Consider the following 16559-nt stretch of genomic DNA (forward strand, 5'->3'; position numbering starts at 1 on the left):
ACCATGGTCGAACTGGACTTCACCGAACAGATCTCCGCTCTCCGCGAGACCTTCGGCAACATCCGCTCGGTGGTCGACGTCGACCGCCTGCAGCGTGAGATCGCCGAACTCAGCGAGCAGGCCGGGGCCCAGGACCTCTGGGACGACGTCGACCACGCGCAGCAGGTGACGAGCGCACTGTCCCACCGGCAGGCCGAGCTCAAGAAGATCACCGACACGCAGGCGCGCATCGACGACCTCGAGGTGCTGGTCGAGATGGCGAACGAAGCCGAGGACCAGGAGTCCGCCGACGAGGCCGCAGCCGAGCTCAAGGCGATCACGAAGACCATGGGCGAGCTCGAGGTCCAGACGCTGCTGGACGGCGAGTACGACGACCGTCCGGCCGTCATCACCATCCGTGCCGGGGCCGGCGGGGTCGACGCCGCGGACTTCGCCGAGATGCTCATGCGCATGTACCTGCGGTACGCCGAGCAGCACGGCTTCAAGTCGACCGTGATGGAGACGTCGTACGCCGAAGAAGCGGGCATCAAGTCCGCCACGTTCGAGGTCGACGCACCGCACGCGTTCGGCACCCTGTCGATCGAGGCCGGCACGCACCGCCTGGTCCGCATGTCGCCGTTCGGCGCCGCGGGCAAGCGTCAGACGTCCTTCGCCGCGGTCGAGGTCATCCCGCTCATGCCGGAGACCGCCGTCATCGACATCCCCGAGAACGACATCCGGGTCGACGTGTTCCGCTCGTCCGGTCCCGGTGGGCAGTCGGTCAACACGACGGACTCCGCGGTCCGCCTGACCCACATCCCGACCGGCACCGTCGTCTCGATGCAGAACGAGAAGTCCCAGATCCAGAACCGTGCGGCCGCCATGCGCGTGCTGCAGTCGCGTCTGCTCCTGCTGAAGAAGGAAGAGGAGAACGCGAAGAAGAAGGAGCTCGCCGGCAACATCACGGCGAGCTGGGGCGACCAGATCCGCTCCTACGTGCTGGCGCCGTACCAGATGGTCAAGGACCTGCGGAGCGAGCACGAGGTGAACAACCCCTCAGCCGTGTTCGACGGCGATCTCGACGGGTTCATCAACGCCGGCATCCGCTGGCGGAAGCAGCGGGACGAGTCCTGAGGGCATCGCGGGGCGTTCGTGAGCCGCGCGCCTCACTTGCTTTCCGAGCGGGGCGACCTACCCTGATCCGGTCATGATCAAATTCGACCAGGTCACCAAGGTGTACTCCGGCAACCCGAGTCCCGCCCTCGACGACGTCACGCTCGAGATCCTCAAGGGCGAGTTCGTCTTCCTCGTCGGGGCGTCCGGCTCCGGGAAGTCGAGCTTCCTGCGCCTCGTGCTGAAGGAGGAGAAGCCCTCGCGCGGGCAGATCCACGTGCTGGGCCAGCGCCTCGGTTCCCTGTCCTCGCGCAAGGTCCCGTACTTCCGGCGGAACCTCGGCGTGGTCTTCCAGGACTTCCGCCTGCTGCCGAACAAGAACGTCTTCGACAACGTCGCGTTCTCGCTGCAGGTGATCGGCAAGAGCAAGGGCTTCATCAGCGAGGCCGTGACCGACGTGCTGAAGCTCGTCGGCCTGAACGGCAAGGCCACCCGCATGCCGCACGAGCTCTCCGGTGGTGAGCAGCAGCGTGTGGCCATCGCCCGCGCCGTCGTCAACAAGCCGTCCGTCCTGCTGGCCGACGAGCCCACGGGCAACCTCGACCCGACCACCTCGGCGGGCATCATGGCGCTCCTCGAACGCATCAACCAAGGAGGCACCACCGTGCTCATGGCGACGCACGACGCCAGCATCGTCAACCAGATGCAGCGCCGGGTCATCGAGCTCTCCGGTGGCCGTGTCCTCCGCGACGAGCAGTCCGGCGGTTACCAGACCCAGGCGCTGCCGGTGCAGCACCCCGCGGGCGTCTCGAACACCACCGGTATCCAGACCATCCCGGGGCTCATCCGATGAGGCTCGGGCTCGTCATGTCCGAGGTCGGTTCCGGCCTGCGGCGCAACGCCTCGATGGTGGTCTCCGTCGTCCTGGTGACCTTCATCTCGCTGACCTTCGTCGGCACCGCGATCCTGCTGCAGATGCAGATCAACCAGATGAAGGGGTACTGGTACGACCGGGCGCAGGTCGCCGTCTACCTGTGCACCGACACCGACACCACCGGCAACTGCACCGGCGCGAAGGCCACCGACGACCAGCGCCAGCAGGTCGAGGAGCAGCTCAAGGGCTCGACGCTGTCGCCGTACATCGAGAAGTACTACTTCGAGAACCAGCAGGACGCGTACACACGGTTCAAGCAGCAGTTCAAGGACTCGCCCGCGACCGAGTTCGTCAAGCCCGAGTACCTCAACGAGACCTACTGGGTGAACCTGAAGAACCCGTCGCAGGCTGACGTGCTGCAGGAGAGCCTGTCGAAGGTGGCCGGCGTGCAGAGCGTCGTCGACCAACGCGGCTACCTGCAACCGATCTTCAACCTGTTGAACGCGTCCTCGTACACCGCGATCGGCATCGCCGCCCTGATGCTGGTGGCCGCCGTCCTGCTGATCGCCACCACGATCCGGTTGTCGGCGTTCTCGCGACGCCGAGAACTCGGGATCATGCGCTTGGTGGGCGCGTCCAACCGGTTCATCCAGACACCGTTCGTGCTCGAGGGCGTGATCGCCGCCGCCATCGGGGCGGTCCTGGCCGGGGGCGCGATCACCGCGGTGGTCTGGTTCTTCGTCCGGAACTACCTGACCAAGCGGTTCTCCGGCACGGCGTTCATCGGCATGAGCGATGCGGCCGTGGTGGTGCCGGCGGTGATCGTCATCGGCGTGGTGCTCGCGGGCATCTCCGCCTCGATCGCGATCCGCCGTTACCTCAAGGTGTAGCGGCGCTCGCGCGCCCGGCCGTCCCGCGGCGTCGGCTGCCGCCGAGTCTCGGCTGGGCGGACATCCTGCGTCGCGAACCGGGCGCGATGTGCCCGCGGGGCCGAGTCTCGGCGGCGCGCCTCGGGTGGCCAGGCCCGCGGACGGGCGCCCGCCGCGCCCGCCGCGCCGGGAAGGTGCGGCGCGCGTCCGCCGTTGTGTACTCTGGGGGGCTGCCCACCGGTAGCGACCCAGCGGAAGGAGACGCGCATGGCGAAGGAACGCGGCGAGAAGACCGTGGCCACGAACCGTCGTGCCCGTCACGACTACCTGATCGAGGACACGTACGAGGCCGGCATGGTCCTGTCCGGCACCGAGGTCAAGTCCCTGCGTGAAGGCCGCGCGTCACTCGTGGACGGGTACGCGTTCGTCGACGGCGGCGAAGCCTGGCTCGACGCGGTGCACATCCCCGAGTACACCGAGGGGACCTGGAACAACCACGCACCGCGACGCAAGCGGAAGCTCCTGCTGCACAAGCAGGAGATCGTGAAGATCTCGCACAAGACGGCGCAGGGCGGCTACACGCTCGTGCCGATGAAGATCTACTTCCACGACGGCCGCGCCAAGGTCGAGATCGCGGTCGCGAAGGGCAAGCGCGAGTTCGACAAGCGCCAGGCCCTGCGCGAGAAGACCGACAAGCGCGAGGCCGAACGCGCCATGCGCTCACGCAACCGTCTGGGCGACTAGGCTGGCGGTGTCGACCGTTCGTCGGTAGACTGAACAGCTGCCTGTGCAAGCAGGCGTTGGTAACTCCACAGTGTGACAGCGGCTCGCTGCTCGGCCAGTACGGGGATGATCGGTTTCGACATTGCCTGTGTGCCGACGGGAAGCGGGCCGAGGACCCACGGTCATCTCGTCAACGATCCGTGGAAAACAACAAGTGCCAATTCCAAGCGCACTGACTTCGCTCTCGCTGCGTAAGCAGCCCAGCACATGAAGTCCGTCGGCCAGGTGATCGTCTCCTAACCTGAGTTCCGGCGTCATCCAGGGGGCTTGCTGCACGGTTGCGCCTCAGGGCCGTGCGGGACTTGCACTGAGACTGGGCCCGTCGTCCTAGAAGCCGGTAGCAAAGGACGGGGCCGAGCAGAACGAATCATCCGGATACGCCCGTAGAAGACGTCGAATTGCAGCGATGGACGGGGGTTCGATTCCCCCCATCTCCACCAATGCCGACGCAGCCGCTGTCACATCGTGCGTGCCATGAGCGCCCCGACATCGTTCCCGGACCCTGCGTCCTGGACGTAGCCGGGGCGTTTGCTGTTGCCGGCAGCTCTGGGCGCTACGCTCCGGGAAGGGTGCAGCGGACGCTCGTGCCCGAACCCGTGAGTGGAAGGTGTCGACGTGCAGGAGATCGCGATCCGAGTCCGGCTGCGAGAGCAGGAACGAGTCGGCCTGGCCGAGTACGAGCGCATCGTCGGCTCTGTCGCCACGGTGGCAGCCGTCGTCGCCTGGCTGCCGACGCCCGACGCGCGGCTGGTGATCCGCGGACGCAGTGCCGAGCCCGTGCGGCTCGAGACGGTGTCGTACGGGTCGACGTTCGAGATGCTCGTCGTGCTCGACCAGCGGAGCGCCGCGGTCGAGCGTGCCGCAGCGACGGTCGCCGCCCTGATCGAGTCGGTGCGCCACGAGCACGTCGAGGACGACGTCGCCGGGGTCGCGGGTGAACTGGATCGCCTGGACCGGTCGGCACCGCGTGGACGGTCGGTGGCCGAGCGCTCGCTGCGCACCTTCCTGGAGGGCGCTCGCGCCGACGTCCTGGCACGCAGGAGCACGACGCGGCTGCGTGCCGCACAGGCGCTGGTGCGACTGGCCGAGGACGCCGCCGAGCTCACCGTCGAGCGGGTCGAGGACGCGTTGGCGTCGGAGCTCACCGAGCAGCCGGTGGACGTGCTGCAGGACACCGGGTCAGCGGTGGTGGTCGAACCCGTGGACGGCATCGTGGACGACGCACCTGCGGCTCCCGCCGCCGCAGAGCCGAAGCCGAAGAAGCAGTCCGACAAGGGCGACCCGAAGAAGTCGAAGAAGTCGAAGAAGTCCGACAAGGACAAGAAGCAGGACAAGGACAAGGACAAGAAGGTCAAGGGCAAGGACGACAGGAAGGCCAAGGGCAAGAAGAAGGCCAAGGGCGACGACGACAAGAAGTCCAAGAAGAAGCAGTAGCCTGAAGGCTTATACAGGGCAATTGTTTCGGACTGGTTAACAAATCGTCCGAGTCCGCCCCACAGTGCCAGAGTCGATGACCACGGCCCCTGCCGAGGGGTCGTGGTCATCTCGACAGGAGCAACTGTGGCAACCACGACTACACAGGCGCTGCCCGATTCCGGGCTCAAGCGCAACGTCGGCTTCATCGGCCTCATCTGGGCCTCGACCGGATCGATCATCGGTTCCGGGTGGCTCTTCGGTTCGCAGGAAGCCCTCAAGACGGCCGGGCCCGCGGCGATCATCTCGTGGGTGATCGGCGGCATCGCCGTCCTCGTCCTGGCACTCGTGCACGCCGAGCTCGGCGGCATGTTCCCGATCGCCGGTGGCACCGCCCGCTTCCCGCACATCGCGTTCGGCGGCATCGCGGGCGCCTCGTTCGGCTGGTTCTCGTGGCTGCAGTCGGTCACGGTCGCGCCGATCGAGGTCGAGGCGATGATCAAGTACGCCCAGCACTGGCAGTTCGCGCACCCGTGGCTGCACACGACGACCGTCGACGGGGAGACCCAGCAGCTGCTGACCGGCAGCGGCATCGCCGTCGCGGTCCTGCTGATGGCCGTCGTCACCGCGATCAACCTGCTGAGCGTGAAGATCCTGGCGAACACGAACTCCGCGGCGACCTGGTGGAAGGTCTTCATCCCCCTGCTCGTCATCCTCGTGCTGGCCTTCAGCGGCTTCCACGGCAGCAACTTCACGGCGGCGAACGGCTTCATGCCCGAGGGCGCGAAGGGCATCCTGGCGGCAGTGTCGACGTCGGGCATCATCTTCGCGTTCCTCGGGTTCGAGCAGGCGGACCAGCTGGCCGGCGAGGCGAAGAACCCCAAGCGCGACATCCCGCGCGCGGTCATCGGTTCCGTGCTGATCGGCCTGGTCATCTACCTGCTGCTGCAGATCGTGTTCCTCGGCGCGCTGCAGTCCGGCGCGATCCAGGGCTCGTGGGCGACGGCGGACTTCACCAAGTACAGCGGCCCGTTCGCGGACATCGCGATGGCGGCGGGCATCACCTGGCTGGCGGTCATCATCTTCATCGACGCGATCATCTCGCCGGCCGGCACCGGCCTGATCTACGTCACGGCGACGACGCGCATCTCGTACGGCCTGAGCCGGAACGGGTACTTCCCGAAGGCGTTCGAGTGGACGACCAAGGCGGGCGTGCCGTGGGTCGGGCTGATCACGGCGTTCGTCGTCGGCTGCGCCTGCTTCGCACCGTTCCCGTCGTGGCAGGGCCTGGTCAGCCTGATCACGAGTGCCTCGGTGCTGATGTACGCGGGAGCACCGCTGGCGCTCGGTGCGTTCCGCAAGCGCATCCCCGAGGTCGAGCGCCCGTACCGGATGCCGATCGCTTCCGTGCTGTCGCCGATCGCCTTCGTCATCGCCAACCTGATCATCCTGTGGACTGGGTGGGACACCGACTGGAAGCTCGGCATCGCGATCCTGCTCGGCGCGGTCGTCATCATCCTGAACAACGTGTTCCGTGGCGCGTCGAGCGTCACACCGCGCTGGGACTGGAAGGCGGCGCAGTGGCTGCTGCCCTACCTGATCGGCATGGGGCTCATCGTGTTCCTGAGCGACTTCGGGCCGCTGACCAACCCGGTGTTCCCGCTGTGGATCGACATCGTCGTGGTCGCCGTGTTCTCGCTGGTGATCTACTACTGGGCGATCAACTCGGCGTCGCCGCGTGAGGAGATCCTGCGCACCGCCGCGGACGTCCGCGACGTCGAGGAGTCCAGCGTGGTCGAGCCGGTCCGTCACTGACGCGACGCACCACCGAACGGACGGGAGGCCCGGTGCCCGCTGGCCCCGGGCCTCCCGTCCGGCGTCCCCGTCTGCGGGTCAGAAGTCGAACAGGTTGCCGCGGATCCCGCCGTCGCCGTACTCGCGGCGCAGCAGCCCGCGCTGCCGCAGCGCCGGCACCAGGTCGCCGAACATCCGGTAGACCGACGCCGGGTGCAGGTCGCCGGAGAAGATGATGCCGTCGTTGTCGGCATCCGCGCCGAGTTCCTCGATGAAGTCCGCGAACTCGCCGGCCGTGCCGACGAAGCCCTCGCGTGACGACACCCGACCCTTGCGGGCCTTGCGCGTCAGCAGTTCGCGCAGCGGTGCGTCGGGGGTGTCGCCGACGAGCCCGCGGATCGTGCCCGCGGACACGTGGTCCCCGAAGGTGCCGGACGGGATCGGTGTGTCGAGGTCGAGCGCCAGCAGGTCGGTCTCGGAGTCGCTCGACCACGCGATCGCCGCCGTGCGCAGGTCGTCGTCGGAGGGGTGCCGGGACGCCTCGACGATCCGGGCGGCCTCGTCCGGTGACACGGCGATCTCGGGCTTCAGCACGAACAGGATGCGCAGGTCCGACGGTGCGCGCCCGGCGTCCGCGGCCGCTGCGAGCACCCGCGCGCGGTAGTCCGACACCGCGGACGCCGACAGCGGTGCCAGGGCGAGCTGCACGTCGGAGTGGGTCCCCGCGAACCCGAGACCCCTCCCAGAGCCGCCAGGAGAGACCACGACCGGGTCCGACTGCAGCGGCAGTGCGTTGAGCGGTCCGGCTGCGGTGAAGTACGCCCCCTCGTGCTGGAACCCGTCGAGCGCGTCTCCGTCGGCGAAGTGCCAGTCGTCGCGCGAGCCGACGTACCCGGCATCGCCCCACGAGTGCCACAGGCGCCGCAGCAGCGTGATCCACTCCTCGGCGCGGTCGTACGCCTGGTCGTGGGGGAGCGGCGGCAGTCCCGCGTGCCGGGCGCTGCCCACGTCGGTGACGACGTTGATCCCCAGGCGCTCGGACGACAGGTGCGCCAGCGTGGCGAACTGTCGTGCGGCCAGGTACGGCGGGGTGATGCCGGCGTTCACCGTCGGGGCGATGCCGATGTGGCTGGTGGCGGCGAACAGGTACGGGGCGAGCAGCAGCGGGTCGTGCTTCGGCCCGCCGTACGCCTGCCGGATGCGCAGGTCGAGCGTCGACGGGTTGCCGAGCGAGATCGCGTCCTCGGCGATGACCAGGTCCATGCCGGCCTGCTCGAGCGCGCGGACGGACTGCTGGTACAGGTCGGGCTTCGTCCAGTCGTGGCCCCAGTCCCAGTCGGACCGGCCCCACGCCTGCGGGCCGAACCCGCGCGAGAAGAAGTACCCGAAGTGCTGCAGGTCGGCCATGCTCAGATCTCCTCGGCGATCACGTGCTGCTCGGGGACGGTGTGGCCCAGGGACTGCAGCTCGGTGAGGGAATCGCCCTGAGCATGCTGCTCGGCACCCCGCAGCGCCGCGAACCCGCGCTCCAGGTCGCGCAGCAGGTCGGCGACGTCCTCGATGCCGACGGACAGCCGGATCAGTCCGTCGTGGATGCCCTGCGCCGCCCGCTCCGCCGGCGTGCGACCCGCGTGGGTCGTGGTCGCGGGGTGCAGGATGAGCGACCGGACGTCGCCCAGGTGGGTCATCCGGCTGAACAGCTGCACCGCGTCGATGAAGGCCCGGGCTGCCGGCTCGCCGCCGGCGAGCGTGAACGCGAACACCGACCCGGCGCCGCGCGGCAGGTAGCGCTCGGCCAGGTCGTGGAACGGACTGGAGGCCAGACCCGCGTGGTCGACGCTCGTCACCTCGGGCTGCTGGTCCAGCCACTGCGCGATGGCCAGCGCGTTCTGGCTGTGGCGCTCGATCCGCAGGCTCAGCGTCTCGATGCCCTGGCGGAGCAGGAACGCGTTGAAGGGCGACGGGGTCGGTCCGATGCGCGAGCTGATCACGTCGCGGGCGTAGACGACGTAGGCGCGCGTGCCGTGGGCGTCGACGTAGCTGCGGCCACCCAGGGCGTGTTCCGGCGAGGTCAGGTGGGTCCAGCGCTCGGGGGAGACCGACCAGTCGAACGTGCCGCCGTCGACGACGACACCGCCGAGGCCGGAGCCGTGCCCGGACAGGAACTTCGACGCCGAGTGGATCACGATGTCCGCGCCGTGCTCGACCGGACGGACCAGGTACGGCGTGGCCAGGGTGTTGTCGACCACGAGCGGGACCCCGGCACGGTGCGCGGTCGCCGCGACGCCCGCGATGTCGAGCACGTCGTTCTTCGGGTTCGGGATCGTCTCGGCGAAGAACAGCTTGGTGTTCGGGCGCACCGCCGCTGCCCAGGCATCGAGGTCGCGGGCGTCGGCGACGAAGTCGACCTCGATGCCGAGCCGGCCGAGGTTCTGCAGCAGCAGGCCGCGCGTGCCCTCGTAGATGCTCTGCGCGCTGACGACGTGGTCGCCGGCCTGCAGCAGCCCGAGGAACGCGACCGTGGCGGCAGCCTGACCGCTCGACACCAGGATCGCCTCGGCACCGCGTTCGAGCAGCGCGATCCGGCGCTCGACGTCAGCGTTCGTCGGGTTGCCGAGCCGCGTGTACGTGTAGCCGTCGTCGGTGCCGGCGAAGCGGTCGCGTGCCTGGTCGAAGTCGTCGAACAGGAACCCGGACGACATGTGGATCGCGGGCACCCGGGCGCCGTGATCCGCGTCGGGCACGAACCCGCCGTGGACCTGCTCGGTCGCGAAGCCGTGGTCGTCGTTCGCCATGGGGCACCTCCGGTAGACGTGCCGACACTCTCGCAGCCCTCGCTGCGGAGACACCCCATTGCGGCGTCCGGTTACGTGCGGCGTCGCGGTGGGGCGGTGGGGTCCGCGCGAGCGGGCGGACGTCCTCGTCTGACGCGATGGCCGATCCGGTCGGGGAAGCGCTGGGTTCGTCGACCGGATCGGCCATCTCTGCGGAGCAACATGCTCTGCCCCAGGCCGTGAGCGGTGTGCGGTGGGCGGTGGACGGGGATCGATGGGCGGGGTGCAGCGCGTCGGATGGGGTCGCGTCAGCGTGCGGTGGCGGCGAGGACGCCGGCCAGGCGGGCCGGGAACCCGTCGGGCAGCGGATCGGGGAGGGCGTCGACGGGGAACCAGCGGACGTCGGTGCTCTCGTCGCTGACCCGCAGGTCGACGGACAGCGGGGCGATCGCAACGAGGCCGACGTCCCAGTGCGCGGCACACGAGAACCCGCCGTGCAGCTCGTGGCGGTCGAGGTCGACGATCCGCTCGGACGCCAGGTGCAGGTCGGCGATGCCGGACTCCTCGCGGGCCTCGCGCTGCGCGGCGTCGGCGAGCGAGCGGTCGCCGGGCTCGAGGTGCCCGCCGAACTGCACCCAGAACCGGCCCTTGCGGTGCAGGCAGAGCAGCACGTGCGCATGGTCCGGCGACAGCACGAAGCACGACCCGGTCAGGTGCTCGGAGCCGCCCTCGCGCCACAGGGCAGCATCACCCTGCTCGGCGACGAACGCGGTGTATCGGTCGCGGAGCGGTCCCGCGGGTGCCGTGGCGAGCTCGGTGAGGACGTCGGTCGCGCGCACGTCAGACCAGCCCGCGGACGCCGGCGACGATCGTGTCCCACACGTCGACCAGCGGGCCGCGCGCGAACCACACCGCGATCCCGTTGACGACGACGAACAGGACGAACCAGACGGCCGCGGGCAGGCGCATCTCGGCCGCGGCGATGTGGAAGTCGGTCTGCACCCGGGCTCCGGTCACCAGCCAGCGGGCGACCTGCACCACGGAACGCAGCCCGTCGACGACGAAGAGCGCACCGACCGCGGCGACGACGAGCACGGTGGCCTCGGACGGACGGAGTGCGACCCAGAGTGCCAGCGCGTCGAAGCCGACCACGACGAGCAGCCCGAACCAGTTCCGGACGAACAGCAGCGCGATCAGCCCGATCACGCCCAGCACCACGACCGGCAGCCACCGCGAACCGTGCAGCACGCCCGTCAGCAGCAGCGCCCCGGCCCACAGTGGCGCGCTGTAGCCCGCGTACAGGTTGAGGATGCGGACGAGCCACCGGATGCCGCTCGGGACGCCGCCGAGCTGGACCCAGGCCTCACCCGAGCCGTCCGGTCGCAGGTCGATGCGGCGGATCTGCCCGCCGAAGGGCACGACGACGACCGCGTGGCCGACCTCGTGCGCGATCGTCGCAGCGATCCGGGCGACCCGACCGACCACGGGGACGAAGGGCAGCACGGCGCCGACGAGGATCGCGACGAACACGAACGAGGCGGAGGACACGAGCGGGACGGTGGACATCGCCCGCCACTGTGGCAGAGACGGCTAGGAGATCACCGAGGCGGCCGTCAGCAGGACGACGAGCGTCACTGCGACGGCGACCGCGGTCAGGACGATGAGGAACACCGTCAGACGGTTGTTGCGCGAGTGCCCGGCTATTCGACCGTCACCGACTTCGCGAGGTTCCTCGGCTTGTCGACGTCGCAGCCGAGCTGCAGCGCGAGTTCGCGGGCGAGCATCTGCAGCGGCACGACGGCCTCCAGCGGTCCCCAGGGTCCGGTCGTCCCGAGCGCCGGGATGTCCGATCCCGGGCCGCCGATCGTGATGACGAAGCCGCCGCGGGCACGGACCTCGGCGATCGCGGCCTGTAACCGGTGCTCGCCGTGGTCGATGACGACGACCGGCGTGCCCTCGTCGACGAGCGCCAGCGGGCCGTGCTTGAGTTCGCCCGCAGGGTACGCCTCGGCCCAGCGGTAGCTGAGCTCCTTGAGCTTCAGCGCGCCCTCGGCGGCGTAGGGCAGTCCGACCCCACGACCGAGGAACAGGAAGCCGGTGGCCGCGCGCAGGCTCGACACCAGCAGCGGGATACGGTCCGCTGCCACCTGTCCGGCCGTCGCGATCCGCACGGGGAGTTCCCGCAGGCCGTCGACGAGTTCGCGGGCGCGGACCAGGTCCACACGACCGGAGGCCACGAGCGCCGAGATCATCGCGGCGACCCCGACGACGACCTGCGCGGTGAACGTCTTGGTCGCGGCGACCCCGATCTCCGGGCCGGCCTGGCAGTCGAGGACCGCGTCGGCGCGGCGGGCGAGCGAGGAGTGCACGTTGTTCGTCAGTGCCAGGACGGGGAAGTCGCCCGCCAGCCGGTCGAGCGCCCGCAGGACGTCGGCGGTCTCACCGGACTGGCTGATCGCGACGACCAGGGTGCCCGGGCCGAGGACGGCCTGGTCGGCCTCGCTGGCGACGACGATGTCCGTCGGGATCCCGCCGATGCCGCGCAGCGCGGTGGCGATGACCTGCCCGGCGTTCAGCGAGGTGCCGCACGCGACGATCGCGAGCCGGTGGAAGCCGGGCAGCCCGAGGCCGACCCACATGCTGCCGTCCGCGGCCCGCGCGGCGATGCGCTCGATGATCTCGGCGACGACGCGGGGCTGCTCCTCGATCTCCTTCGCCATGAAGTCCGGGTGGTCGCCCAGGTCGAGTGCTGCGGCGGCGAAGGGCGAGGGCGTGGGGAACGGCACGGGGACGGACACACCGTTCGACGACCAGCTCCACGCTTCACCGAGCTCGACGACGTCCCCGTCGCGCAGCGCCACGAAGGTCTCGCACCACTCGGCGATCGCACCGATGTCGCTCGCGACGAAGTCACCACGCGGTGCGCGGGCGACGACCAGCGGCGAGCGGTCCGCTGCGACGACCATGCGGTTCGTCCGCGCGTCGAGGACCACGAGCGCCCACGACCCCTCGAGCTGCACGGTCGCGATCTGCACGGCGAGCATGAGGTCCTGGTCGACGGCGAGGGCACGCTCGACCAGGTGGGTCACGACCTCGGAGTCGACGTCCGAGACGAACCGGTGTCCCTGCGCCTCGAGCCGCTCGCGGAGCGGTCCGGCGTTCTCGATGATGCCGTTGTGCACGACGCTGATCCGGCCGGAGCAGTCGTGGTGCGGGTGGGCGTTCCGCTCGGACACGCCGCCGTGGGTCGCCCACCGGGTGTGGCCGATGCCGGTGCCCGTCAGGGCGTCCCCGGCGCGCGCTGCGACGAGCGTCCGCAGGTCACCGACCCGGGACACGGACCGGATGGTCTCCGTGCCGCCCGAGGCGGTCCGCACGGCGATGCCCGCGGAGTCGTAGCCGCGGTACTCGAGTCGTTCGAGGCCGTCGAGCAGGTAGGGCGTCGCGTCGTCCGAGACGCGTGCCGCGATGATGCCGCACATCGGGTTCCCTTCGGGTGGGATGCAGGGGGAGTGGGGCGGCACCGACCGCCGCTCGGGATCTGCCACGCGATCGGGACCACCTGCCCGGACCGCCGCCCGTCCTCGGATCAGGCGAGGACGGACGGCGGCGTTCGTGGGCCGGTGGTTCGGGTACCGATCGGGGTACCGTGGCTGGCCTCCGCAGAGGCGCGGCGGTCGGTGCACCAGAAGCATCTCCGGTGGCGCACCGGCCCGACAACGTGGCGCGACGGTTGTTGCGGTTCTCCGCGCAGAGGGTGCGAGTCCGTGCGGCGTGTGCGGGGTCGCGCAACGGCCGCAGGATCCCGCGTCCGCACACGACGAACGGGAGGCCCGGTACCAGCTGGTACCGGGCCTCCCGTCAGACGGAACGCACGTTCAGATCACGTGAGCAGCGCGACCAGGTGGGAGCGCGAACGCGCTCCGACCTTGCGGTAGATCTGCGTCAGCCGCAGCTCCACCGTGCGCTGGGACATGTACAGCGACGAGGCGATCTCGCGGTTGCGGTACCCCTCGGTCACCTTCTGCACCACAGCACGCTCCTCCGCCGTCAGCGAGGTGAGCACGGTTGCCGCGTCGGGTGCGCTCCGCGGCGTCCCCGGGGTCATCGGCGTGACCGGGGACAGCAGCGCGCCGGAGCGCACGCCACCCGCGAACGGTCCAGCGGCCGTCGGGGTGCCGAAGGACGGCATCGCGACGGTCGGCGCCGGCGTGACGAGCGGACGACGGAGCCCCGCTGCCTCGTAGGCGGCTGCCGCAGCAGCACCGAGTCGGGCACGGTCCGCCGGGTTGCCGATCGCGGCGAGGGCCGCGAACGTGCGAGCCCGCTCGAACTGCGAGTCCGCCGGCTGGAAGAGCTCCAACGCACGACGCCGCGAGGTGTCCCTCGTGGTGTCGTCGGCGATGAGCGCCAGGCTCCGTGCCAGCACCAGGGCGCCCCAGCGGGACGGACGGGCGTGGTGGTCGGCGGCCAGGCGTGCGGTGATGTTCCGTGCGTCGTCGATGCGGTCCAGCCGGACGTAGGCCTCGACCAGGTCGCCGAGGTGCCGGAGCACGGCGGGGTTCCGCAGGCTCCGTCCGATGGCGTCGGCCGCCTCGAGTGAGGACGCGGCCTCGTCGAGTCGTCCGTCGAGCAGCAGGACCCGACCGCGCAGTGCGTACAGCTTCGCCGTCGCTCCCCACAGTCGGTTCGTCGAACGCTGCCGCAGGCAGTGGTCGACGACGTCGAGCGCATCGGCGGTGCGGCCCTCGGCGAAGTGCCGCCATGCGATCGCGATCGCCCGCGAGGGCTCGCGCAACCGCTCGACGACGGCCGAACCGGACTCCCACACGTCGATCGCGCGGAGCGCCTGCCGGTAGTTGCCGGAGCGCACCTCGTTCTCGGCGGACAGGTAGCGGGCTGCCTCGATCCACACGGGCTGCGTGTCCTTGGCGCGGGCCAGGACGAGCGCGAACACCCGGCGGGCGCTGCGGTAGCGCTCGGCGATGCTGAGCGCGTGCGACAGCAGGAGCAGTGCCGGGTCGCTCATGGCGAGCAGCTGCTGGGCGGCCAGGCCGTCGTGCAGCTCGGCGTCCGGCGGCAGGGTGCCGTCGACCGCGGCCACGAGTTCCCGCGACGTGGTGAGGATCTCCGAGGTGTGGGTGGACGCGTGGTCCTCGAACACCTCGGCACGGTGCAGCAGGTCGCGGGCCTGGTCGAGCTCCCACGCCTCGGCGCGGAACGACGCGACCATGGCGAGCAGACCGGCGAACGCGTCGGCCTCGGCCGGCTTGTCCGTGTCGATCGGCACCATGAGCTCGTCAGCGTGCACGGCATCGCCGCTGAGGTACTGCACCGAGTACTGCAGCCGGAGTCGGCGGACCTCGTCCGACAGCTCGGTGAACGGCTTGATCGCCGCCAGGTAGCGCTGCGCGTAGCCGAGCAGGCGGTGCGCGAGCAGCACCTCGGTGACGCCGAGCAGGGCGACGTGTTCCGTCTCGGACCCCGTCCCCACGTGCAGGGCACGTTCGGTCAGCGTCACGGCGGCGCGGGCGTCACCGTCACGGGCGTACGAACGACCGGCCGCCAGCAGCGCGACGGCGTCGGGGACGTCGTCGACGAAGCTCTGGTGCCACGCGGCCGAACGGTCGTCGTGGGCGGCGGCCGCCGTCGCCAGCTCGGTGTGCGCCTCGCGGCGGTCCCGGGCGGACGTGCTCCAGTACAGGAACGAGCGGACGAGCGGGTCCTTGATGCCGATCGACTGCCCGCGCACGGTCGCCAGACCGGCGCCGACGAGGTCGTCGATCGCATCGCGGTCCCACGCGGCGACACGCGCCGTCGGGACGAGGGACAACCGTTCCAGGACATCCAGATCCCGTCCTGCAACGGCTTCGAGGACGAGCTCCGCCGCAGCGGTGGTCGTCGTGGTGGGGCGGAGCGGCAGCACGAGCGGCTCGGTGCCCACGAGCTGCTCGCGACGGAGTCCGGCGATCTGCTCGCGCAGTGCACCGGGGTTGCCGCCGGTCTCCTCGGCGAGGACGGCGAGCACGCCGTCGTTCGCCTCTTCGGGCGCCATGTCACGGGCCAGCACGAGTGCCTCGTCCGACGCCAGCGGTGTGAGCCGGAGGATCGGGAGGGACGCGAGCGGACCGTCGAGCGGCACACGGCGGACCGTGGCCACGAGACGCAGCGCGGTGCCGGCGAGCCGACCCGCCAGGAACGCGATGAGCTCCTGGCTCTCGGCGTCCATGCGGTCCAGGTCGTCGATGAGCACGAGCGTCGGCGGGAGCGTCAGCGCGTGCACGGCGTCCAGGAAGTCGTGCGCTGCGGCGAGACCCTCGTCGACGTTCCGGACGAGCCGCGCGATGTGCGCCGAGGCCCGGGGGTCGTCGAGAGCGGTGAACAGGGAGGTGACGCCCGACATCGGCCAACGTGCTTCTGCACCGTTGACGCCGAGACGGACGACGGGGATGGAGACGCGGTGCGAGACCGCGTCGAGGACGCTGGAGCGTCCGGAGCCAGGGTCGCCGACGACGACCATCGCAGACTCCCGAGGGAGTACGGCGAGGGCCGCGATCCGGTCGACCTCAGAACGTCGACCGGTGAGTTCCATGCGGACTCACCGGCCTCCGGGTCCGAGGACGAACGGGAGGGCGGGGCGCACGGAAGCGGACCGGACGCTCGCGCGGCGGGTGGCCGCGGCAGAGCTCGGACGTGTGGCGGCCATCAGGGTGGCGCCGGGCTGATCGTGGTTGGAATGCGGCCGAGTGAGGGTGCACTCGGTTCCGCTCGGGAACGATGATGTCATCGTCGTATCACCCTTCGGGTTGGGTTGTTTGACGAACACGACGGATCTGGCGCTGCATCGGGACTAGGGATCCTGAGACATTGCCTGACCTGCCGTCTGTGCTCGACGATAACCCAGGTCGGGGGGCATTGATCCAGCGCACGCAATCGGATGTGACGGATGGTCACCCCAGA

Annotated in this window: 12 protein-coding genes and 1 other RNA gene; 7 read left to right on the plus strand and 6 right to left on the minus strand. The window is 70.1% G+C overall.

Features of this window, described 5'->3' with window-relative positions:
• The first annotated feature begins 3 nt into the window (after window positions 1-3).
• From prfB to MT346_RS00725, 7 genes are all read left to right on the plus strand, one after another.
• The gene (gene prfB / locus MT346_RS00695; RefSeq protein ID WP_243560728.1) at window positions 4-1113 is read left to right on the plus strand and encodes a peptide chain release factor 2; all 1110 of its coding nucleotides are present in this window, start codon (window positions 4-6) and stop codon (window positions 1111-1113) included.
• Window positions 1114-1186: 73 nt separating this feature from the next.
• Window positions 1187-1945, plus strand: a complete 759-nt coding sequence (ftsE, locus tag MT346_RS00700) for a cell division ATP-binding protein FtsE (RefSeq protein ID WP_243560730.1) — start codon at window positions 1187-1189, stop codon at window positions 1943-1945.
• Window positions 1942-2856, plus strand: a complete 915-nt coding sequence (gene ftsX, locus MT346_RS00705; protein ID WP_243560732.1) for a permease-like cell division protein FtsX — start codon at window positions 1942-1944, stop codon at window positions 2854-2856. The genes ftsE and ftsX overlap by 4 nt, the downstream gene beginning before the upstream one ends.
• Window positions 2857-3102: 246 nt before the next feature.
• On the plus strand, window positions 3103-3579 hold the full coding sequence (gene smpB / locus MT346_RS00710) for an SsrA-binding protein SmpB (RefSeq protein ID WP_056125981.1): 477 nt from the start codon (window positions 3103-3105) through the stop codon (window positions 3577-3579).
• 101 nt (window positions 3580-3680) lie between these two features.
• Window positions 3681-4058: a transfer-messenger RNA gene (gene ssrA / locus MT346_RS00715) on the plus strand.
• 175 nt (window positions 4059-4233) lie between these two features.
• Window positions 4234-5052 (plus strand): hypothetical protein, encoded by an 819-nt coding sequence (locus MT346_RS00720; RefSeq protein WP_243560734.1) that lies wholly within the window; start codon window positions 4234-4236, stop codon window positions 5050-5052.
• A gap of 126 nt (window positions 5053-5178) precedes the next feature.
• On the plus strand, window positions 5179-6846 hold the full coding sequence (locus tag MT346_RS00725; RefSeq protein WP_243560736.1) for an APC family permease: 1668 nt from the start codon (window positions 5179-5181) through the stop codon (window positions 6844-6846).
• Window positions 6847-6924: 78 nt separating this feature from the next.
• On the opposite strand, the gene MT346_RS00730 is transcribed toward MT346_RS00725, so the two are convergent.
• From MT346_RS00730 to MT346_RS00755, 6 genes are all read right to left on the minus strand, one after another.
• Window positions 6925-8232 (minus strand): LLM class flavin-dependent oxidoreductase, encoded by a 1308-nt coding sequence (locus MT346_RS00730; RefSeq protein ID WP_243560738.1) that lies wholly within the window; start codon window positions 8230-8232, stop codon window positions 6925-6927.
• A gap of 2 nt (window positions 8233-8234) precedes the next feature.
• The gene (locus tag MT346_RS00735; RefSeq protein ID WP_243560740.1) at window positions 8235-9620 is read right to left on the minus strand and encodes an O-acetylhomoserine aminocarboxypropyltransferase/cysteine synthase family protein; all 1386 of its coding nucleotides are present in this window, start codon (window positions 9618-9620) and stop codon (window positions 8235-8237) included.
• Window positions 9621-9907: 287 nt separating this feature from the next.
• The gene (locus tag MT346_RS00740; RefSeq protein WP_243560742.1) at window positions 9908-10438 is read right to left on the minus strand and encodes an NUDIX hydrolase; all 531 of its coding nucleotides are present in this window, start codon (window positions 10436-10438) and stop codon (window positions 9908-9910) included.
• Window position 10439: 1 nt separating this feature from the next.
• Window positions 10440-11165: a M50 family metallopeptidase gene (locus tag MT346_RS00745; RefSeq protein WP_243560744.1), complete on the minus strand. Its 726-nt coding sequence runs from the start codon at window positions 11163-11165 to the stop codon at window positions 10440-10442.
• A gap of 134 nt (window positions 11166-11299) precedes the next feature.
• Window positions 11300-13081 (minus strand): glutamine--fructose-6-phosphate transaminase (isomerizing), encoded by a 1782-nt coding sequence (gene glmS, locus MT346_RS00750; RefSeq protein WP_243560746.1) that lies wholly within the window; start codon window positions 13079-13081, stop codon window positions 11300-11302.
• A 401-nt stretch (window positions 13082-13482) separates the two neighbouring features.
• Window positions 13483-16191: a LuxR family transcriptional regulator gene (locus MT346_RS00755; RefSeq protein WP_243560747.1), complete on the minus strand. Its 2709-nt coding sequence runs from the start codon at window positions 16189-16191 to the stop codon at window positions 13483-13485.
• Window positions 16192-16559 lie beyond the last annotated feature (368 nt).

Source organism: Curtobacterium sp. VKM Ac-2922 (genome assembly GCF_022815645.1).
GTDB lineage: Bacteria > Actinomycetota > Actinomycetes > Actinomycetales > Microbacteriaceae > Curtobacterium.